Genomic DNA, 21015 nt, shown 5'->3' with positions numbered 1-21015 from the left:
CGCCGGCCATGATCGTGTGAACATCACCGGATCACGAGAACCCCACCGACCTGATCAGGTGTACGGGATCAGGTAACCCGGCGGCGTGTCCCGCAGACCAACCGCACCGGATCATTCGACGCGCACCATCCCGGGCTGACCAGCCACACATGATCAGACCCGGACAACCCGAAGCGGAACAGCCCGAGACGCAGAGGGTCAACCGGCCACCCAAATCTCCCGCAATCCCCTTGGAATAGATCATCTAGAGCCCAAGCCGCGCGACGCATGGACCAGAACCCAAGCCGAGCGACGCACGGACCGTCACCGACCTACGCCACGGAGAACAACCGGGCACCGCCCATCCGCGCCCCATTGGACAACCACCCAAACCACTGCGGAACCGGGTTGGAGCCTGCCGCCGGTGGGCGCCGGCTGTTGTCGACGGCAGGCAGGAAACGGCGCGCCCGCTGCGCAGGGACCGCAGAGCGGGGCCAATGTCATCAACAGGGAGGAGGTCGGCATCGAAAAGCCCGCCCCCGGGAAGGGGGCGGGCTTTCGAATCAGCTCAGCGCGGGTCAGCCGGCGGTGGGTGCGCCGTGGCAGCGCTTGTACTTCTTGCCTGAGCCGCACGGGCACGGGGCGTTGCGGGACGGGCCGTTGCTCGGCTGTGCTGCCGCGCGGCCCGGGGACGGGCGGCGGCCCGGCGATGGGCGCGGCCGGTCGTCGCCGGTCGTCGGAGCCGGGACGCCCACGCCCAGGGCCGGTGCGTGCTGCATCGGCGGCTGGGGCTGGGTGTGCTGGACCGCTACCCCGCCGCCGCCGGCGGCGCCGTCGATTGTGGGGGCCGAATATTGCAGGCCGCTCTGCGAGCGGGATGCGCGGCCAAGGCCCTTGCCCTTGATCTCGATCGTGGCGTCGCTCGGCATCGGGAGGGCGCCGCCCTCGGCCGGCTCCGGGGCCGGCTTCTCTTCGACCTGGACGTCGACGTTGTAGAGGAAACCGACCGTCTCCTCCTTGATGCCGTCCATCATCGTCGCGAACATCTCGAAGCCCTCGCGCTGGTATTCGACGACCGGGTCGCGTTGCGCGTAGGCCCGCAGGCTGATGCCCTCCTGCAGGTAGTCCATCTCGTAGAGGTGCTCGCGCCACTTCCGGTCGATGACCTGGAGCAGCACCATCCGCTCGAGCTGGCGGACCGCGCCGGTGCCGAGCTCTTCCTCGCGGCGGTCGTACGCGTTGTGCGCGTCGTCCTTCATCCGTGAGAGCAGGAAGTCGGCGTCGATGCTGTTGCGCTCGCCACCGGCCTCTTCCTCGACGTCCTCGATCGTGACGCCGACCGGGTAGAGCTGCTTCAGCGAGGACCAGAGCTGGTCGAGGTCCCAGTCCTCGGCGTAGCCGTCGGCGGTCGCGCCCATGACGTAGGCCTCGGTCACGTCGTCGATCATGTGGCGGACCTGCTCGTGCAGGTCCTCACCGTCGAGGACGCGCTTGCGCTCGGCGTAGATGACCTGGCGCTGCTTGTTGAGCACCTCGTCGTACTTGAGGACGTTCTTGCGGATCTCGGCGTTCTGGCCCTCGATCTGCGCCTGCGCGCTGCGGATCTGCCGGGTCACCATCTTCGACTCGATCGGCACGTCCTCGGGGATGTTGAACCGCTCCATGACGGCCTCGACCGCGCCCGCGCGGAAGCGGCGCATGAGCTCGTCCTGCAGCGACAGGTAGAACCGGGACTCGCCCGGGTCGCCCTGCCGGCCGGAACGGCCGCGGAGCTGGTTGTCGATGCGGCGCGACTCGTGGCGCTCGGTGCCGAGCACGTAGAGGCCGCCGGCGTCGACCACCTCGTCGGCCTCGGAGTCGCAGTGCTGCTTCCAGCGCGGCAGGATCTCCTCGAACGCCTTGGCGTAGTCGTCCTCGTGCTCGACCGGGTCGAGGCCCCGCTGGGTCAGCTCGGCCGCGGCCAGGTGCTCGGCGCTGCCGCCGAGTAGGATGTCGGTGCCTCGGCCGGCCATGTTCGTCGCGACCGTCACCGCGCCGCGGCGGCCCGCCTGCGCGATGATCTCGGCTTCCTTGGCGTGGAACTTCGCGTTGAGGACCGAGTGCGGGATGCCGCGGCGGCGCAGGAGCTGCGACAGGATCTCGGAGTTTTCCACCGAGACTGTGCCGACCAGGATCGGCTGGCCCAGCGCGTGCCGCTCGGCGATGTCCTCGACGACCGCGTTGAACTTGGCCTTCTCGGTCTTGTAGATGACGTCGGGGCGGTCGACGCGGACCATCGGGCGGTGGGTCGGGATCGAGACCACGCCGACGTTGTAGACCTTGTTGAACTCGCCGGCCTCGGTCTGCGCCGTGCCGGTCATGCCCGCCAGCTTCTCGTACAGCCGGAAGTAGTTCTGGAGCGTGATCGTGGCAAGAGTCTGGTTCTCCTGCTTGATCTCGACGCCTTCCTTGGCCTCGATCGCCTGGTGCATGCCCTCGTTGTAGCGACGGCCGTGCAGGATGCGGCCGGTGAACTCGTCGACGATCAGGACCTCGCCGTCGTTGACGATGTAGTCCTTGTCGCGCTTGTAGAGCTCCTTGGCCTTGATCGCGTTGTTGAGGTAGCCGACGAGCGGCGTGTTGACCGACTCGTAGAGGTTGTCGATGCCGAGGCGGTCCTCGACCTTGGCCACGCCGCGCTCGGTGATCGCGATCGTGCGCTTGGCGTAGTCGACCTCGTAGTCGCCCTCGCCGTCCTTGCCGACCTGGAGCCGGTTGACGACCGCGGAGAACTCGGAGTACCAGCGGGCCGAGTGCTCGGCCGGGCCGGAGATGATCAGCGGCGTGCGCGCCTCGTCGATCAGGATCGAGTCGACCTCGTCGACGATCGCGAAGTTGTGGCCCCGCTGCACCAGCTCGTCCTTGGACCACGCCATGTTGTCGCGCAGGTAGTCGAAGCCGAACTCGTTGTTGGTGCCGTAGGTGATGTCGCACTCATAGGCGGCCCGGTGCTCGGTCGACGGCCGGTTGGGCAGCACGACGCCCACCGTCAGGCCGAGGAACTCGTGCACCCGCCCGACCCACTCGGCGTCACGTTGCGCCAGGTAGTCGTTGACGGTGATGACGTGCACGCCGTTGCCGGAGAGGCCGTTGAGGTAGGCGGGGAAGACGCCGGTCAGGGTCTTGCCCTCACCGGTCTTCATCTCCGAGATGTTGCCGAAGTGCAACGCGGCGCCGCCCATGATCTGCACGTCGTAGGCGCGCTGGCCCAGCACCCGGGCGGCCGCCTCACGGGCGGTCGCGAAAGCTTCGGGCAGCAGGTCGTCGAGGGTCTCACCCTCGGCCAACCGCTCCCGGTATTGGAAGGTCAGGTCGCGGAGCTCTTCATCGGTGAGGTTGACGTAGTCGTCCTCGATCGAGTTGACCGCAGCCGCGATGGCCTTGAGGCGGCGCAGCATGCGTCCTTCGCCCGCACGAAGGAACTTTTCCAGAATCGACACGGATCAACGCTCCCCTAGACGGTCTGCCGAACTATGGTAGGCGCTCCTCGTGGGTGACTGTCAGGGGCGGTTCCCGACGAGCAGGTTATACCGGACATAACGAAGCTAACGCAGGAAGAAATCCGGTTATGCCCTGGGAGAAGCGTCCGGCAGGATGACCGCGTGGAAGCGCCGAAGATCAGCGAAGACGGTTTGGTCATCCGCGCCTGGCGCCCGCAGGACGCCGCCGAGGTGGAGCGGGCCTGCCAGGATCCCGACATCCAGCGCTGGACCTCCGTTCCGGTGCCGTACCGCCGCGAGCACGCCGACTTCTTCGTCTCCGAGCTTGCACCCGCCCACTGGAAGAACGGCACCGGCGCGCCGCTCGGCGTGTTCGACCAGGCCACCGGCGAGTTGGTCGGTTCGTCCGGTTTGATCGCGCTGAGCGCCGACCGCGCCATCGCCGAGATCGGCTACTGGACCGCACCCTGGGCGCGCGGTCGGGGGTCGGCCACCGCCGCCACCCGCGCGGTGGCCCGGTGGGCGATCGAAGAGTTGGGCGTACGCCGGCTCGTCTGGCGCGCCGAGGTCGGCAACCACGCGTCCCGCCTGGTCGCGCTGCGCTGCGGCTTCACGATGGAGGGCACCGCCCGCCACGACGTTCAGGACCGCGACGGAGGCCGCCGGGACTCCTGGGTCGGCTCGCTGCTCTCCGGCGACCCGACCGACCCCGGCGTGGCCGGCCCCGGCTCTCCCGAGGCCCGCCGTGCCGCCGCGTTCAGCCGCCCCCAGCCCGACCTGTTCGCCGCCACACCCACCGGCGAGATCAAGCTGCGCCCGCTCGAGGAGCGCGACATCGACCCGATCACCGCGACGTCCAACGACCCGGAGACGGTTCGTTGGACCACCATCCCGCACCCCTACCGCCGGGACCACGGCGAGGGCTTCGTCCGCGACTACGCCACCGGCGTGTGGCTGCGCGGCGCCGGTGCGCTCTTCGCGATCGGCGATCCGGTGGACGACGCGTACGCCGGCCTGATGGAACTGCGCCTGCACCCCACCCGCGCCGCGCTGGCCGACGTCGGGTTCGTGGTGCCGCCGCAGGCCCGCGGTCGTGGTTTCGCGTCCGCCGCCCTCGCCGCGGTCTGCGCGTGGGGCTTCACCGCGCTCGGCGTCCACCGGATCGGCTGGTGGGCCAATGTCGGCAACGAGGCGTCCCGGCGGGTCGCCGAGAAGGCGGGCTTCACGTTCGAGGGCACCAACCGGGCCTACCTGGACCACCGGGGTGAGCGGATCGACGCGTGGACGGCCGCGCTGTTAGCGTCCGATGTGCCGTTCAACGGGAAGGCAACGGCATGAAACCCGAAACCATCGAGGCGGCGGGCGTACGGCTGCGCCCCTTCCGCGAAGACGACGCCGACGACATCGCGGCCGCCTGTGCCGACCCGGAGACCCAGCGGTTCCTGCCGCGGCTGCCCCGGCCCTACACCCGCGACGACGCGCTGGCCTGGCTGCGCGACGCGGAGCCGGCGGCCTGGGCGGCGGGCGGCGCCAACTACGCGATCGCCGACCCGGCGAGCGACCGGCTGCTCGGCACGATCGGCCTGAGCCACGTCGACGCCGACCGGGCCCAGGGTGAGCTCGGCTACTGGGCGGCGCCCTGGGCGCGGGGCCGAGGCGTCACCACGGCCGCGACGCGGTTGCTCGCCGAGCACGCGTTCGCCGACGGGTTCCACCGGCTCGAGATCCTGGCCGACTGGGCGAATCCGAAGAGCGTACGCATCGCGCTGGCCGCCGGCTTCGGACCCGAGGGTGCCCGCCGGGGCGCCGCGTTCAACAGCGACGGTTCGCGCCGCGACGTGGCGGTCTTCGCGCGACTGGCCGGCGACCCCGCCGGGCCGGTCGCCCGCGCGCTGCCCGACCTGCCGGACGGCCGGCTCACCGACGGCGTCCTCGCCCTGCGCCCGGCCGCGCCGGACGACGTCGACTTCTATCTCGAGCTGATGAGCACCCCGGACATCGTCGCGTCGCACGTGCCGCCGCTGGTGCCCGACCGCGAGGAGATCGAGCTCCGCTGCGCCCGGGCACAGAGCCGCTGGCTGCTCGGCGAGCGGGCCGACCTGGTGATGGTGGACGCCGCCACCGGCGCGCCGGCCGGCGACATCGGGCTCTACTACCAGGAGCCGCCGACCGCCCAGGCGATGATCGGCTACTGCGTGCTCCCGGCGTTCCGCGGCCGCGGCTTCGCCCGCCGGGCGACCGCACTGGTGGCCCGGTGGGCGTTCGACAACACCGCGATCGCGCGGCTGATCGCCGGCACCAACCCGGCCAACGCCGGCTCCCAGAAGGTGCTGGAGTCGGCCGGCTTCCTGCGCGAGGGCTACCAGCGCAACCGCCTCCCAGGCATCGCCGGCGGCCGGATCGACGACATCCTCTGGGCGCTCCTGCCCGGTGATCTCCGCGAGACCAGCTGAACGGACATCCCCATGGTTGCGGGCGTCTATTAAGGTGAGCCCACTTGCAGCGGGGACCTGGGAGATGATGATGACTGCTCGGCGGCGCAACACCGCGCGCGTCGTGCTGGGCGCCGCGTTCCTCGGCCTGGCCGCGGGTGGCCTGGCCGCCTGCGACTCGGCCGACGACGACCACACGTTCTACTGCGTCGACCAGAACGACAACATCGTCGACGAGGACGACTGCGACGACGACGGCGACGGCCGTGGCGGTTTCTTCTTCTGGGCGCACTCGCCGAACTACAAGAAGGGCCTCAAGCCCGGCGCGAAGCTGCCCTCGGGCGGCTCGAAGTTCGCCTACAACGACGCCGCGCAGCGCACCGCGTGGGGCCTGCCGGCCACCGGCCGGGTCAGCAACGGCACGGTGAAGTCCAGCGTGGTCGGCAAGGGCGGCGGCAGCAGCAGCGGCGGCAGCAAGTCGTCCGGCGGCTGAGGTGCGGCGGGTCGCGCATGGTGTCCAGCGGCCGGCTTGGGAGCAGAGCAACGCTGCCCTCGGGCTGACCTACAACGCCACTCCGCTGGCCGACGGCCGCACGCTGTCGTACTGGCGCGAGGGTCCGTTCTACGACTTCGACCTCGACGAGATCCTCGAGCTCGAGCAGGCGGCGGCCACCCTGCACCGGATGTGCGTGGAGGCGGGCGACCACATCGTCGCCGGCTGCCCGCGCCGGGACCGGGCGGTGCGCCGGGAGGCCTACCTGTCCGCCGAGTGCTGGCCGGACACCTGCCTCATGGCGAAGATCGGCATTCCGGAGTACGTGCACGAGCAGGTGATCCGCACCTGGTTCGACGGTGACAAGGAAGCGTGGACCCACGCCGACAAGGACCTGTTCGGCACGCACGCGCACACGCCGCAGGGCCCGGACTACTCGCCGAGCGTCTACGGGCGGTTCGACCTCTGGTACGCGGGCAAGGGCAGCAAGCCGAAGCTCCTGGAGTTCAACGCGCAGACGCCGACCGCCCTGCTCGAGAGCGCCGTGATCCAGTGGTCGTGGCTGGAGCAGACCGCGCAGACCCACCACCCCGAACGGCAGTGGAACGCCGTGCACGAGCAGCTTGTGCAGGCGTGGCAGCGCAACATGGCGGAGCTGCGCGCGGCGCGACCGTGGCTGCCGGAGCGACCGACGATCTACTTCGCGTACGAGACCAGCGAGACCTCCGGCGAGGACCGGATGAACGTCGCCTACCTGATGGAGACGGCGCACCAGGCCGGCTTCCCGACCGAGCTGATCGCGATGAGCCAGATCGGCGTCGACGAGGTCGACGGCAGCATCCGGTTCCAGCGCGCGCAGTTCGAGGTCGGTGCGCAGATCGACGTGATCTTCATCCTCTACCCGTGGGAATGGCTCTGGCACGAGGAGGGCGGCCGGCCGATCTTCCGGAACATGGCCGACCCGAGCAAGCGCGGCACGGTCTGGATCGAGCCGCCGTACACGGCCGCCCTGTGGTCCAACAAGGGCCTGCTGCCGGTGCTCTGGGAGCTGTTCGGGGACAAGCCCGAAGGCGAGCTGTTGCTGCCGGCCTACTTCGAGAAGCCCGCCTCGCTCACCTCGTACGCGAAGAAGCCGATCTGGTCTCGCGAGGGAGCCAACATCGAGCTCGTGCGCGACAACGTGCCGCTGGTCGCCAACACGGGTGACTACGGCGCCGAGGGCTTCGTCTATCAGGAATTGTGCGAGCTGCCGTCCTACCCGGCGGCCGAGGGCGGGTGCCACCCCGTGCTCGGCGTCTGGATGGTCGACGGCGAGCCGGCGGGCATGGGCATCCGGGAGGGCGTGGGCGTCGACGGGCTGATCACCCGCGACGACGCCCACTTCGTCCCGCACACGATCGGGTCACACCTGTAGCGAGATGATCCCGTAGTCGTATCCCTTGCGGCGGTAGACCACGCTGGGCTGACCGCTTTCCTTGTCGTGGAAGAGATAGAAGTCGTGTCCGACGAGCTCCATCTGGAAGAGCGCGTCGTCGACCGTCATCGGCTCGCCCGGGTGCTCCTTGACCCGCGCGATGTGCCAGGGCTGGTCGTCCTGTTCGTCCTCCGGCACCGCGTAGCGGTCGGCCGCGTCCTCGAGCACGGCCGTGCGCGACCGCCGTGCCGCGGGAACGCCTGGGTTGGCTGACGGGAGACCGGCCGTGTGCTCCGCGACGGAAACCGGAGTGCGACCCCGGTGTACGCGCCGCCGGTCGGCGGCTCGGCGCAGGCGGCTGTCCAGCCGGGTGATGGCCAGGTCCAGCGCGGCGTAGAAGTCGGAGGCGCAAGCCTCGGCCCGGACCACCGGTCCACGGGACGCGCACGTGATCTCCACGCGCTGACAGTGGTCGGACTGGCGCGGATTGCGCTCGTGGAATAGTTCGACGTCGACCCGGATCAACTTCTGGTCGTAGCGCTCGACCTTCGCCAGCTTGTCGGCGACATGAATCCGGAAATGATCGGGCACCTCAACGTTTCGGCCCTTGACGACGATGTCCACGCGTTACCTCCCACAACGATCTGAGCTGATTGCGGAGTGAATGAGAGGTCGGCAACGCCGCGGCTTTCGGACCCTGGGCGTCGACCGACCTGACGGTGCGCCTCCTTTCGGATGCGGATCCCCTCGGGGCTTGGACCACAGTCCTACCCCGGTGAATTTCACGCTAACGCCGGTTGGCGTTTCAGTCACCCCCTGTCAGGCCGAGGGTTCGGAGAAGTTTCGCCCAGTAGGCGCGATCGGGTGAAAACGGATCTACTGAGGGTGACGTTTGCGTGTCGCTGCGATTAGGGCGGCGGCGTTCACGGGAATCTCGGCGCGCGCCAGGATCGCGGCCAACGCGGCGAGTGTCGCGCCGGTCGTCACGATGTCGTCGACGATGACCACTGTGCGGCCCGCGGCGGCCCGGCGGGCGCGCGGCAATCGCGTCGATTGAGGCTGGAACGCTGCGGCTGCGGCAATTGCGCGTTGCGCACTGTCGAGGTGGGTGGCGTCCGGCTTGGGCAACGCGCGCACCGGTCGAATCACCGCCGCGGGCCAACCGGCCCTGCGCAATGTGCGCGCCGCGCGGTCGGCGAGGCGGCGGACGTGGTCGCCGTGCCGTTCGCGGATCGCGGCCGCCGTCGACGGGACGGGCACCAGGAGCACCGGGCGGCGGGTGCCGCCGGCGGCCGTCGCCACGGCCTCGGCGAGCAGTGCGCCCAGCGGAGTGGCGAGCGAGGCGCGGCCGCGTTCCTTGTAGGCGAGCAGTGTCTCGCGCAGCGGGCCGGCGTACTCGCCCGCCGCGACGCAGGGCGGCAGCCCGCGCGGCGCCGGGTCCGGGCGGACCGAGCGGGGTCGCAGGGCGTCGAGAACGGACGCGCAGGCGGCACAGGCGCCGCGGCGCAGGGGCACGTGCGGGGTGCGGCAGCCCGCGCACTCGGCCGGCAGCACCAGGTCGGCGAGCGCGGCGAACATGGTCAGTAGACGAAGAACGGCGCGATCGGCTCGGTCTGGGGCTGCCCGTCGGAACTCGCCGACGGCGTGGGCGCAGGCCCGTCCAGCGCCGAACGCCCCAACTTGGTCGAGGTGCCGAGCGCGAGCCACGTCGCACCGTCCGCCTGGTAGAGCAGCGTGCTGGAGGTGCGCCCGAGAGCGGTCGTCTCCGGGTAGGCGGCGATCATTTCAACGTCGCCGTGCGCGTCGTAGATGCGCGGGGTGCGTCGCGCGCTGTCGACCGTGACATCGATGATCGACAGGCGTTCGGAGCCGTCGGTGCCGGCGATCGACAGCGAGTTCTCGCCGCTCCAGGCGACCGCTTTCAGGTCGCGCAACGGCGCGATCACCGAGCGCGGCGCGACGAGTTTCAGCCCCTCCGCCGTGATCGAGAGGGGCAGGACGTAGACCCGGCCGCCGGCGATCACCGCGATGCGCTGGCCGTCAGGGGCCGCCGCCACCGCGGTGATGTCGCGCAGACCCGTCGGCGCGAGCCTCCGCGCCGTGCGGTCGACGTCGAAGACGTAGAGCCGCTTGTCGGTGCCGACCACCAGGCCCATGCGGGAGTTGGGCAGCCAGACGGGCGGGGAGGCCGCCGCGACACCGGGCACCTCGGTCAGCTCGGTAACCGCGCCGGCCCCGGAACCGACCTGCAGCTTGTCGCCCTTGACGATCGCGGCGTCGTACCCGTTCGCGGTGCGGTTGAACGCGGCCCACCGCACGTTCTGATTGAGGGCGGCGGCCAGCGGGACCGGCGCCGGCGTGCCGGCTGGCTCGGTCAGCGCGCTCACCTTTTTGTCGAGGATCGCGTAGGCGTGCGGCTCCGCGTCGATCGGGTAGGGCGTGCGGCGGAGCAGATCGTTGACGTCCTGCTTCGCCTGGGCCTGCCCGTTGATCTTGATTTGCAGCCAGCGCGGGCTCAGGCCCGACCCACGCATGGTCCAGGCCACCTGCTGGGCGAGGTAGTCATGCTCGTCATTGCCCACCGCCGGCGACCAGTTCATGGTCAGCAGGTCGTTGTCGATCGGCGCGTTGGTCAGCAGCTTGCTGTCGGCCGGCAGCCCCAACACCGCGTTGCCGAGCCAGGGCGACGGGCCGCCCTCGATCATCTCCAGCAACTCGGTCGGCACCCGCGAGTTCGGCACCTCGCGCGGCAACCAGCGCAGGTCGGGCACGAGGGCGGAATGGTCGGGGTTCCAGAAGTAGAGCGTGCGCTCGGTGTAGTAGGTGGTCAGCGCGTCGAAGTCGAGCAACGCTTCCGGCGGCACCTTCGTCAGTCGCCAGCGGCCGTCTTCCTCGGCCTTCACCTGCAGTTGGTAGCGGGTCGTGCCCTCATCCGGCGGACTGATCTTGCCCTGGCCGTCGAGCCGGCCGAGATGCCGCACCGTGAGCTCGACATCGGTGTCGTTGGGCTTGACGACGATGCTCTGCACCTCGACCACGTTGACGTTGTCGAGCGAGGGAGCCGCACCGGCCACGAAGTCCCTGACGCGCTGTTCCCTCTTGCCACCGGGAGCGAACTCCCCGGCCGCCGCGGTGAGGTAGTTGGCGACGAACCCCTGGATGTCGGCCGCCGCCAGCCGGTCCGGCGGCACCAGTTCCGGGTCGGCCTGCTGGTCGGAACCGGACACCGGGCCGGCCCGGTCGACCTTGACCTCGGTGTAGTCAGGGATCCCGCACCCGGCGACCAGCCCCGCGACCAAGCCACTCGCGACGACCAACCCGGCGAAGCGACGCAGCTGACCCCGCTCGCTCATCGGGGCACCTCCGCGGGCGCCTGTGCGATGGCGCGCGGCTGCACCGGCGGCGTCAACGCGGGCAGGTCGGCGTCGTCGGGCACCAGCCGCAGCGGCGAGCCCGTGAGCCGGTCGCCGGCGCGGACCGGGAGGGTCAACCGGAACTGGGCGCCCTGACCGGGCGCGCCCCAGGCCTCGAGCCAACCGCCGTGCAGGCGGGCGTCCTCGATGCTGATCGAGAGGCCGAGCCCCGTGCCGCCGGTCTGCCGGGCCCGCGACGGGTCGGCCCGCCAGAACCGGTTGAAGACCAGCTTCTCCTCGCCGGGCTTGAGCCCCACTCCGCGGTCGCGGACCGCCACCGCGGCCGCCACCCCGTCGGACACCAGACGGACGTCGACCGGCCGGTGCTCGGCGTGCTCGACCGCGTTGCCGACCAGGTTGCGCAGGATGCGCTCGACCCGGCGCGGGTCGACGTCGGCGATCACCGGATCGGCCGGCACCTCGACCCGCAGCTCGACACCGCACCGGTCGGCCAGGCCGCGCAGCGGCTCGACCGCCCTGTGCACCAGCGGCACGAGGTCGGTCGGCTCGGCGTCGAGCATGGCGAAGCCGGCGTCGTAGCGGCTGATCTCCAGCAGGTCGGTGAGCAGGCTCTCGAACCTGTCCAGCTCGGTCTGCAGGATCTCGGCGGTGCGGGAGACGTCGGCGGGGAACCGGTCGCGCTCGGCGAAGATCAGGTCGGCCGCCATCCGGACGGTGGTCAGGGGCGTACGCAGCTCGTGCGACACGTCGGAGGTGAACCGCCGCTGCAGGCGGGACATGTCTTCCAGCCGGACGATCTGGCGTTGCAGGTTGGCCGCCATCTGGTTGAACGAGGCCGCGAGCAGCGCGAGGTCGTCCTCGCCGGTGACCGCCATGCGCTGGTCGAGGAGGCCGGCCGAGAGCCGCTGCGCGGTGCGCGCGGCGACCCGGACCGGGCGCACGACCAGCCGTGTCACCAGCGCGGCGAGCAGCCCGAGCAGCAGCACCAGCGTCGCGCCGGTGGCCAGCACGGTGGTGCGGATCTGGGTCGCCGCCGAGTCCTGGGTGGTCAGCGGCTCGATGTAGTAGAGCTCGACGTGCCCGAACTTGGTGCCCACGGGCGTGCCCATGACCAGGTATTTCGCCTGGCCCGCACCCAGGTCGGCCGACCGGATCGCGGTCGCCACCCCGCCGCCGTCGACCGCGCTGGTGATGTCGGGGCCGAGCACCTGGTCGACGACGCTCATGTCGACGTTGCGGGACTTCTCGGGCCGCAGCTCGACGACGTCCTCGGCCTGCACCACGACCAGCCCGGAGCCCGGGTCCTGCGCGTCGCCACCACCGAGATAGAAGACGATGTCCTGGAGCGTGCCCTGGACGTTGGGCTCGTAGGGCTTGCCGAAAACGGCCAGCTGTTCCTCGGTGTAGCCGCGGCCGAACTCCATCTGCGCCGTCACCGACTGCTTCGCCCGCTCGAGCAGGATCGACGAGCTGCGGTAAGCCACCACGTAGGCGAAGACCGCGACCAGCAGGCTGGACACCACCAGGGTCAGGGTGACCACGCGGACCTGGAGCGAGCGGCGCCAGGTGTGCTCGGCGGTCACCAGCAGCAGCGTCACCTGCCGAAGGAGCCGACCCCAAAGGACCCGGGCACGGGCCCGGGCCGATCGAAGGTGCTCGCCGAGTGACGCTGCGCTCACAGTGACGCCCAGATTATCCGGTGCCAGCCTTGTAGCCGACGCCGCGCACGGTGAGGATGATCTCGGGCCGTTCCGGGTCGGGCTCGATCTTGGCGCGCAATCGCTGGACGTGCACGTTGACCAGGCGGGTGTCGGCCGCGTGCCGGTAGCCCCAGACCTGCTCCAGCAGGACCTCGCGGGTGAACACCTGGCGGGGCTTGCGGGCCAGCGCGACCAGCAGGTCGAACTCGAGCGGGGTGAGCTTGACCTCGTCGCCGTCGCGGGTCACGGTGTGCGCCGGCACGTCGATGGTGATCTGGTTGCCGGGCGGCCCGATGGTCAACATCTCGGGCGCGGCGTCCTCGCCCCGGCGCAGCCGGGCCCGCATCCGGGCGACCAGCTCCTTGGGCTTGAACGGCTTGACCACGTAGTCGTCGGCGCCTGACTCGAGCCCGAGCACCACGTCGACGGTGTCGCTCTTGGCGGTCAGCATGACGATCGGGACACCGGACTCCGACCGGATCGACCTGGCGACGTCGATGCCGCTCATGCCAGGCAGCATCAGGTCGAGCAGCACGATGTCGGGCCGACTCTCCCGGAACGCCGACAGGGCACGCTCGCCGTCGGCCACGAACGAGGGCAGGAAACCCTCGCTGCGCAGCACGATGCCGAGCATCTCCGCCAACGCGGGATCGTCGTCCACAACCAGAACCCGGGCTCTCATGACACCAATATTCCATCCGGGTTCATCGCGGTGTGACCGGCCGGCCGGCGGAATATCGACACCGACCCGGTCACGGGTCCCTACAAATCGGTCTTTTCCCATGCTTCCGGGCCGGGAGGTACGCAATATCCGCCAGTCCGGTCCCCGGGCGTGACGTGCGCCATGCCACGATGACCGCTATCCCGCAGCCTCCACGGAGCCGACCCTGGACACGTCCGCCATCCCCCGGCGCCCCCTCACGGTGGGTGAGCTGCTGGATGCCGCCCTGCTGGTGCTGCGGGCGCACGCGGCGGCCCTGCTGCCCGTGGCGGCCGCCCTCGCGGTCGGCGAGCAGTTCCTCCTCGCGCCGCTGCGCGACTGGGCGTCGCTCGACGTGGCCGACCCGTTCCGCTACCTGGACCGCGACTTTCCACAGACCTGGACCGTGCTGTGCATCGGTGCCGGCTTCGAGGCGGTGATCATCGCCTTGCTGGCCGCGCCGGCGGCCCGGGCGGCGGGCGCCCTGCTGGTCGGCCGCCCGCTGGACAACCGCGCCGCGCTCGACCCGCGCGGCCTGCGCCCGGTCGCCACGGTCGCGCTGGCGCTGTTCGCCGGCGTGGTCGTCGCGACCCTGTCCTTCGCCGGCCCACTCTGGGCATTCGCCTTCGGCTTCACCGCGCTGGCCGTGCCGGCCCTGGTCGTCGACCGGGTCAACCCGTTCCGCGCGATCGGGCGGGGTGTCGTGCTGGCCGGCCGCTCCGGCGGCCGCGGCCTGTGGATCCTGCTGGTCGCCTACTTCACCTGGTGGCTGATCCGGACGTTGGTCGGCACTCTGGGCGGCAACCTGCTCCACCAACTCGTGCCGCTGCACCCTGAGGCGCTGGGCGTGCTGCTCTTCGGGATGCGGGTGGCGGTCAACACGCTGGCCTATGCCGCGCTCGCCTGTCTCGCCGCGACCCTGCACCTGGAGACCCGGTTCCGCACCGAGGGTCTCGACATCGCGCTCGGCCGCGGCTACGGCGCCGCCGCCGACCCGCTGGCGGTGCGGCGATGAGCCGCTGGTGGACCGAGGCCGTCGCGGCGGTCGGCGACCTCGTGCCGCCCGGCTGGCTCCTGCTGATCCTCCTGTTGCTGGCCGCGCTCGCCTCGGTCGTCTGGACCCAGTGGGCCCGGTTGCGGACGCTGCGGCTCCGGTGGCCCCGGCGCCGCCGCCGGACCGCGACGACCGATCCCGACGAGTCCGCGGCCGAGCCCGAGCCGCTGGAGCCCGACGTGCTGCCCGACCTGCCGGCGGCGACGTTCGTGTCCCGCGCCGACCAGTTCGCCGCCCAGGGCCGCTGGGCCGAGGCCGTACGCGAACGGTTGCGCGCCATGGTGCGGTCGCTCGTCGACCGCCGGGTGATCGATCACCATCCAGGATGGACGGTCACGGAGCTGGCGGCCGCGGCCGGCCACAACGCGCCGGCCACCGACCGGCCGCTCAGCGGAGCGGGCACGGTCTTCTCCGACATCTGGTACGGGCAGAAGCCGGCCACCGCCGACGACGACGCCGCGATGAAGGGCTTCGCGTCCGATGTGGACCGGGCGATGTCCGGCGCTCGGGTCCCCGCCAGCCGGCGGGGTGAGTCATGACGGCGACGACGACCGACGCACGAGGCGGGCGCGTCGCGGCGCTGCGCCGGGGCTGGCGACGCGGGCGGCGCGTGTTCATCCCGTTCGGTGTGGTCGCCCTGTTGCTCGTCGTCACGCTCGTGGCGCACGCCGTCGACACGCCCGACACCGGCGACACCGACTTCCTCTCGCCGGCCAGCGACGCGCCGATCGGCTCCGCCCGCCTGGCCGAGGTGGTGCGCAACCGCGGCGTCGAGGTGATCCGGCACACCGACCCGCGCGCCGCCCTCGCCGACGCCGACGGCGCCACGCTGTTCGTGCCGGCCGCCGAGTTCCTCGATCCGCAGACCCTCAACGCCATCGACTCGCTGTCGCCGTACACCCGGGTGGTGTTGGTGGATCCGCCGGCGCGGGCCTTGCGCGGCATCGGAGCGCCGCTGGCCCGCGGGCAGCGGCGCTGGGCCACCCAATCCGTGTCCTCCGGCGGCTGCGCGATACCCGGCATCGTCGAGACCGGCGACGCGGCCGCCCGGCGCCAGGCGTACGGCTTCGACCCGGCCTTCGGCGGCCAGCGCGACGCCTGCTACGCCAGTGGCGTGGTGCGGCTGACGTCCCCGACGGAGCTCGTGGTCGTCGGCGCGGCCGACGCGTTCCGCAACGACCGCGGCGACGAGCACGACAACCGCGCGTTCGCCGCCGGCCTGTTGGCCACCAGGACCCGGCTCGTCTGGCTCGACCTGCACGAGCGCTACGAACCACCGAAGCCGCCCGTCACCGACTCGCCCGACCCGACCGCCGACGAGACCTACGAGTGGGACGACGGCGGCGGCGACCCGGGCGACTCGGGGCGGCCCCAGGGCGGCGCTCCGGGCAGCGACGACGGCGGCGAGCGCCCCAGCGATGCCGCCGGCAACCCGTTGGGCGACGCGTTCCCACCGTGGCTCTGGGCGATGCTGGCGACCTTCGCCGGTGCGCTGCTCCTGCTGCTGCTCTGGTCCGGCCGGCGGCTCGGGCCGGCGGTCAGCGAGCCGCTGCCCGTGGAGGTGCGCTCCGGCGAGACCGTGCTCGGCCGCGGCCGCCTCTACCAGCGGGCCAAGGCCCGCGGCCCGGTCGCCGACGTGCTCCGGCAGGCCGCGCTGCGGCGGATCGAGCCGGCGCTCGGGCTGGAGCCCGAGCACACCCGGCCCGAGGTGGTCGCCGCCGTCGCGCAGCGCACCGGGCGCGACGCGGACCAGGTCGACCGGCTGCTCTACGGCCCCGAGCCCACCCACGACGACGACCTGCTCGACCTCGCCCGCGGCCTCGACGCGGTCGCCGACGAGGTCGGCGGAGTCCCATCCCGCGACACCCAGCCCGGGAGCACCGGGCCCGACCAAGGAGAAGCACGGTGACCCTCGCCGCCGGACCGACCGCCGAGACCGATCCCCGGGTGGCCCTGCATCGGCTGCGCGCCGAGGTCGCCAAGGCGGTGGTCGGGCAGGACGCGATCGTCACCGGGTTGCTGATCGGCCTGCTCTGCCGCGGGCACGTGCTGCTCGAAGGCGTGCCAGGTGTCGCCAAGACCCTGCTCGTGCGGTCGTTCGCCGCGGCGCTCGACCTCGACATGAAGCGCCTGCAGTTCACGCCCGACCTCATGCCCGGTGACGTGACCGGCTCGCTGATCTACGACCCGCACGGCGCCGCGTTCACGTTCCGCCAGGGTCCCGTGTTCACCAACCTGCTGCTGGCCGACGAGATCAACCGGACACCGCCGAAGACCCAGTCGGCGCTGCTCGAAGCGATGGAGGAGCGCCAGGTGTCGGTCGAGGGCGCGCCGCGGGCCCTGCCCGAGCCGTTCCTGGTGATCGCGACCCAGAACCCGATCGAGTACGAGGGCACCTACCCGCTCCCCGAGGCGCAGCTCGACCGGTTCCTGCTCAAGCTGGCCGTGCCGCTGCCGAGCCGGGACGACGAGCTCGGTGTGCTGCGCGCGCACCACCAGGGCTTCAACCCCCGCGACCTGGCCGCCGCCGGGATCAAGCCGGTGGCCACCGCGGCGGACCTGGCGGCCGCGCGCGAGGCGGTCGGCCAGGTCGGCGTGGTCGACATGGTGCTGGGCTACATCGTCGACCTGTGCCGGGCCACCCGGATCTCCCCGTCGCTCGAGCTGGGCGCGTCGCCGCGCGGCGCCACCGCGCTGCTCGGCGCGGCCAAGGCGTGGTCCTGGCTCGCCGGCCGGGAATACGTCACGCCGGACGACGTCAAGGCCGTCACCCGGTCGACGCTGCGCCACCGGGTGCGGCTGCGGCCCGAGGCCGAGCTCGAGGGCGTGACCGTCGACCAGATCCTCGACGCGGTGCTCGGCACCGTGCCCACGCCGCGCTGATGGTCAGTTGGCGGACGGCCCTGCTGCTCGGCGTCGCCGCGCTCACCATGCCGCTGTGGGCGGCGCCGTGGTGGGCCGCCGCGGTCGCCGGCTTCCTCGTGCTCGCCGCGGCGGGCGTCGACTTCGCCCTCGCCGCGTCGCTGCGGGACGTCGCCCTGGCCCGCAGCGGCGACGCGACGGTCCGGTTAGGACAGTCGGCGACCGTGCGGCTGCGGGTGCGCAACAACGGCGCGCGCACGCTGCGCGCCGACGTCCGCGACGCCTGGGTGCCCTCGGCCGGCGCCGTGACTCCCGCCGGGCGGGTGACCGTGCCGCCGGCCAGCAGCGTGACCCTGGACGCCGTGCTGACCCCGAGCAGGCGTGGCGACCGGCCGGCGGTCCGGGTCACGGTGCGCTCGCACGGCCCGCTCGGCCTGGCGTTCCGCCAGCTCGCCGGGCGACCGGCGACACCGCCCTGGCGGGTGCGGGTGCTGCCCCGGTTCGCGTCCCGGGTGCTGCTGCCGGAGAAGACCGCGCGGCTGCGCGTGCTCGACGGCACGATCGTGACCCGCGGCCGGGGCCAGGGCACGGAGTTCGACGCGCTGCGCGAGTACGTGATCGGCGACGACGTCCGCTCGATCGACTGGCGGGCCAGCGCCCGCCGCACGGACGTCATGGTCCGCACCTGGCGGCCCGAGCGCGACCGCCGGGTCGTCTGCGTGCTCGACACGGGCCGCACCTCCGCCGTCCGGATCGGCGACGAGCCCCGGCTGGACGCCGCGATGGACGCGGCGCTGCTGCTGGCCACGCTGGCGTCCCGGGCCGGCGACCAGGTGGACCTGCTGGCCGTGGACACCGCCGTGCGGGCGTCCGTCGCCGGCAGCGGCCGCCAGGTGCTGCTCGCCCGGCTGGTCAACGCGCTCGCACCGTTGCAGCCCGCCCTGGTCGAGACCGACTTCGAACTGGTTGTCGGCGAGGTGCTGCGGCGGGAGCGGAAGCGGGCGCTGATCGTGCTGTTCACCGCGCTCGAGCCGGGCGCGCTCGGCGAGGGCCTGCTGCCGGTGCTGCCCAGGCTGGTGGCCCGGCACAAGGTGATCGTGGCGGCCACCCACGACCCGGTGCTGCGCGACCTGACCACCCGGAAGCCGGCGACGGCCGCGGACGTCTACGCCGCGGCGGCGGGGCACCGCGCGCTCGCCGAACGCGACCGGGTGGCGGCCGCGCTGCGCCGGGGCGGCGTCGAGGTGGTCGACGCACCGGCAACCGAGTTCGCGGGCGCGGTCGCCGACGCGTACCTCACGTTGAAGGCGCTGGCGCGCCTCTAGAAGCCGGTGGTCGGCCAGCCCAGCGGTGGCGTGTCCGCATTGGACGGCAAGGCGGAGCGCACGAGCGGCTGGAAGGCCACCGCGGTCTGCGGTGGCACCTCGACCGGGCGCGGCGCGAGGTCGGGCCAGATCGCGGCGCTCACCGCGCGCGCCCGGCTCAGGCGGAACCGGGCCCGCCGGTGCCGTTCGGCGATCACCGCGGCCAGATAGGCCCACCCCGGCACCCCGGGCGGTGGCGGCGGCGTCGTGACCGCGGCCAGCTCGGCGGCCAACGCCCGGCCGAGCTCCGTGCGGGCCGGCTCGCGCAGCTCGCGGCCCCGGGCCAGGAAGTGTCGCACCGACAGGGCCAGCTCGTCGGAGACGTTGGTCAGGTCGAGCGTGCGCGCCCAGCCGGCGAGCGGCTCCGGCATGCCGGGGACCCAGCCCCAGCTCGCCGGCGTGCGCTCGTGCAGCACCATCGTGCCGGCGACCAGGTCGCCGAGGCGCTTGCCGCGCGGGTTGCTGAGCATGGTGGTGAGCGCGGCCAGCCAGGTGACCGGCGGCAGCAGCACGCCCGGCCACTCGGTGGCGACGCCGACCAGGCTGCGGGTCAGCGCGTGCCGCAGCCGCACCGGGCCACCGTCGTCGCGGACCACCCGCAGGCCCAGCGCGGCCTTGCCGAGCGTCCGCCCGCGGAACAGCGTCTCGCAGGTCACCGGGTAGCCGACCAGCAGCAGGACCGTGGCGACCACCGAGATGCCCTGCAGGGTGGCCGCGTCGAAGTCGACCGGCAGGGTGGACATCAACATCGAGCCGGCCAGGGTCAGCACCAGCCCGATGGCGACCATCGCGATCAGGTCGAGCAGCAGCGCGGAGATCCGCGAACCCGCCCGCGCCGCGCGCACCTCGAGCTCGACGGCCTCGCCCGTGACGAGCCGGTCGGTGGAGTGAGGTTGCGCGGTCACCCGGACAGTGAACACTATGAGCGCGTGGATCTCGACGCCTACGTAGCCGAGCACGACGCCGAATGGCGCCGGCTCGAACAGCTTTCCGGCCGGCGGAAGCTCGCCGCCGCCGAGATCGACGAGCTGGTCACGCTCTACCAGCGCACCGCCACGCATCTGTCGGTCGTGCGCAGCCGTACCCCTGATCCCGCACTGGTCGCCCGGCTGTCCCGGCTCGTGCTGGCCAGCCGCTCGGCGATCTCACCGGGCCCACGACTGCGGCTCGCCGACGTCGGGCGGTTCTTCACGGTGGGCTTCCCGCTGGCCGCCTACCGCGCGTGGCCGTGGTGGTGCGCGGTCGCGACCAGCTTCACGGCGCTGAGCTTCTTCCTCATGTTCTATACCGCGGGTCACCCGGAGGTGGCGGCCACGCTGATCGGCGACGAGGCGGCGCGCCGGCTGGCCGAGACCGAGTTCGCGGCCTACTACTCAGAATATTCGCCGCAGACTTTCGCGTTCTCACTGTGGACACACAACGCGTGGCTGTCCGTGCAGTGCCTGGCCTCGGGCGTGCTGATCGTGCCGGTCCTCTGGCTGCTGTGGAACAACGCACTCAACGTGGGCCTCAGCGGCGGCGTGATGATCCAGTACGGCGAGGCCGAGCAGTTCTTCACCCTGATCACGCCGCACGGCCTGCTGGAGCTGACGGGTGTGTTCGTCGCGGCGGGCGTCGGCCTGCGCATCGCCGGCGCCTGGATCCGCCCGCCACGCCACCTGACCCGCACCCGCTCGGTCGCCGCGGCCGGCCGCGAGGGCCTGCTGGTCGCGATCGGGCTGGTCTTCCTCTTCGCCGTCTCGGGCGTGATCGAAGCCTTCGTCACACCGTCGCCGCTGCCGGCGGCGATCAGGGTCGGCATCGGCGCACTCGCCTGGCTGGGCTTCCTGGGCTACGTGATGGTCTTCGGCTCGGCGGCGGCGCACGCGGCCCGGGCCCGCGCGGCGGCAGCGGAGGCGGCGCAGCGGGAGGCGTTGCTGGCCGGCGCCGATCGGGCGCTGGGCCTGTCGACATTGGAACTTCCGACCATGCACTCGGGTCCGCCGGCGGCACGACCGTCGCTCCCGCCAGACCCCGGGCCGGGCCCCAGGGGGCCCGTCCCTGCCGGGTCCGCGGCGGGGTCTGTCTCGAAGTCCTGACCGGACCGAGGCGAGGCCCAGGCGTCGGCTGGGGCCGCGCCGGGCGCGGCCGGATACCGGTGTCGTATCCGGTGTCGTTCCAGGCG

General features: G+C 72.1%; 17 protein-coding genes. 10 read left to right on the top strand and 7 right to left on the bottom strand.

Going from position 1 to position 21015, the window contains the following annotated elements:
• Positions 1–557: 557 nt before the first annotated feature.
• A complete protein-coding gene (secA, locus tag Air01nite_RS28720; protein WP_203706453.1) occupies positions 558–3458 on the bottom strand; it encodes a preprotein translocase subunit SecA in 2901 nt (966 codons plus the stop codon).
• A 162-nt stretch (positions 3459–3620) separates the two neighbouring features.
• On the opposite strand from secA, the gene Air01nite_RS28715 reads away from it, so the two are divergent.
• The 4 genes from Air01nite_RS28715 to Air01nite_RS28700 all read left to right on the top strand — a co-directional run bounded on the left by Air01nite_RS28715 (position 3621) and on the right by Air01nite_RS28700 (position 7797).
• Positions 3621–4796 (top strand): GNAT family N-acetyltransferase, encoded by a 1176-nt coding sequence (locus Air01nite_RS28715; protein WP_203706452.1) that lies wholly within the window; start codon positions 3621–3623, stop codon positions 4794–4796.
• Positions 4793–5911: a GNAT family N-acetyltransferase gene (locus tag Air01nite_RS28710; protein ID WP_203706451.1), complete on the top strand. Its 1119-nt coding sequence runs from the start codon at positions 4793–4795 to the stop codon at positions 5909–5911. Before Air01nite_RS28715 ends, Air01nite_RS28710 begins: the two co-directional genes overlap by 4 nt.
• 70 nt (positions 5912–5981) lie before the next feature.
• Positions 5982–6383, top strand: a complete 402-nt coding sequence (locus Air01nite_RS28705; protein WP_203706450.1) for a hypothetical protein — start codon at positions 5982–5984, stop codon at positions 6381–6383.
• A 1-nt stretch (position 6384) separates the two neighbouring features.
• The gene (locus Air01nite_RS28700; protein WP_203706449.1) at positions 6385–7797 is read left to right on the top strand and encodes a glutathionylspermidine synthase family protein; all 1413 of its coding nucleotides are present in this window, start codon (positions 6385–6387) and stop codon (positions 7795–7797) included.
• Here the strand turns inward: Air01nite_RS28700 and hpf are convergent.
• The 5 genes from hpf to mtrA form a co-directional block, all read right to left on the bottom strand.
• A complete protein-coding gene (gene hpf / locus Air01nite_RS28695) occupies positions 7786–8421 on the bottom strand; it encodes a ribosome hibernation-promoting factor, HPF/YfiA family (RefSeq protein WP_203706448.1) in 636 nt (211 codons plus the stop codon). The two genes, Air01nite_RS28700 and hpf, sit on opposite strands and share 12 nt — an antisense overlap.
• Before the next feature lie 252 nt (positions 8422–8673).
• Positions 8674–9375: a ComF family protein gene (locus tag Air01nite_RS28690; protein WP_203706447.1), complete on the bottom strand. Its 702-nt coding sequence runs from the start codon at positions 9373–9375 to the stop codon at positions 8674–8676.
• Between the two features lie 2 nt (positions 9376–9377).
• Positions 9378–11150: an LpqB family beta-propeller domain-containing protein gene (locus tag Air01nite_RS28685; protein WP_203706446.1), complete on the bottom strand. Its 1773-nt coding sequence runs from the start codon at positions 11148–11150 to the stop codon at positions 9378–9380.
• On the bottom strand, positions 11147–12769 hold the full coding sequence (gene mtrB, locus Air01nite_RS28680) for an MtrAB system histidine kinase MtrB (protein ID WP_239091033.1): 1623 nt from the start codon (positions 12767–12769) through the stop codon (positions 11147–11149). The genes Air01nite_RS28685 and mtrB overlap by 4 nt, the downstream gene beginning before the upstream one ends.
• Before the next feature lie 94 nt (positions 12770–12863).
• Entirely contained in the window at positions 12864–13553 is a 690-nt protein-coding gene (gene mtrA / locus Air01nite_RS28675) for an MtrAB system response regulator MtrA (protein ID WP_203706444.1), read from the bottom strand.
• 241 nt (positions 13554–13794) lie between these two features.
• Here mtrA and Air01nite_RS28670 point away from each other — a divergent pair, with 241 nt between their 5' ends.
• From Air01nite_RS28670 to Air01nite_RS28650, 5 genes are read left to right on the top strand one after another with little or no spacing between them, the layout of a single operon-like run.
• Positions 13795–14586, top strand: coding sequence for a hypothetical protein (locus Air01nite_RS28670; protein ID WP_203706443.1), 792 nt, complete (start codon positions 13795–13797; stop codon positions 14584–14586).
• Positions 14583–15164, top strand: coding sequence for a DUF4129 domain-containing protein (locus tag Air01nite_RS28665; RefSeq protein ID WP_203706442.1), 582 nt, complete (start codon positions 14583–14585; stop codon positions 15162–15164). The genes Air01nite_RS28670 and Air01nite_RS28665 overlap by 4 nt, the downstream gene beginning before the upstream one ends.
• On the top strand, positions 15161–16534 hold the full coding sequence (locus Air01nite_RS28660; RefSeq protein ID WP_203706441.1) for a DUF4350 domain-containing protein: 1374 nt from the start codon (positions 15161–15163) through the stop codon (positions 16532–16534). Before Air01nite_RS28665 ends, Air01nite_RS28660 begins: the two co-directional genes overlap by 4 nt.
• The gene (locus Air01nite_RS28655; RefSeq protein ID WP_203706440.1) at positions 16531–17508 is read left to right on the top strand and encodes an AAA family ATPase; all 978 of its coding nucleotides are present in this window, start codon (positions 16531–16533) and stop codon (positions 17506–17508) included. Before Air01nite_RS28660 ends, Air01nite_RS28655 begins: the two co-directional genes overlap by 4 nt.
• Positions 17508–18812: a DUF58 domain-containing protein gene (locus tag Air01nite_RS28650; protein ID WP_203706439.1), complete on the top strand. Its 1305-nt coding sequence runs from the start codon at positions 17508–17510 to the stop codon at positions 18810–18812. The genes Air01nite_RS28655 and Air01nite_RS28650 overlap by 1 nt, the downstream gene beginning before the upstream one ends.
• On the opposite strand, the gene Air01nite_RS28645 is transcribed toward Air01nite_RS28650, so the two are convergent.
• Positions 18809–19756: an RDD family protein gene (locus Air01nite_RS28645; RefSeq protein WP_203706438.1), complete on the bottom strand. Its 948-nt coding sequence runs from the start codon at positions 19754–19756 to the stop codon at positions 18809–18811. The two genes, Air01nite_RS28650 and Air01nite_RS28645, sit on opposite strands and share 4 nt — an antisense overlap.
• Positions 19757–19780: 24 nt before the next feature.
• Between Air01nite_RS28645 and Air01nite_RS28640 the strand changes: the two genes are divergently transcribed.
• On the top strand, positions 19781–20929 hold the full coding sequence (locus tag Air01nite_RS28640) for a stage II sporulation protein M (RefSeq protein WP_203706437.1): 1149 nt from the start codon (positions 19781–19783) through the stop codon (positions 20927–20929).
• Positions 20930–21015 lie beyond the last annotated feature (86 nt).

It is taken from the genome of Asanoa iriomotensis, from assembly GCF_016862515.1.
GTDB classification, from domain to species: Bacteria; Actinomycetota; Actinomycetes; order Mycobacteriales; family Micromonosporaceae; genus Asanoa; species Asanoa iriomotensis.
This window is presented reverse-complemented; position numbering and strand designations above follow the sequence as displayed.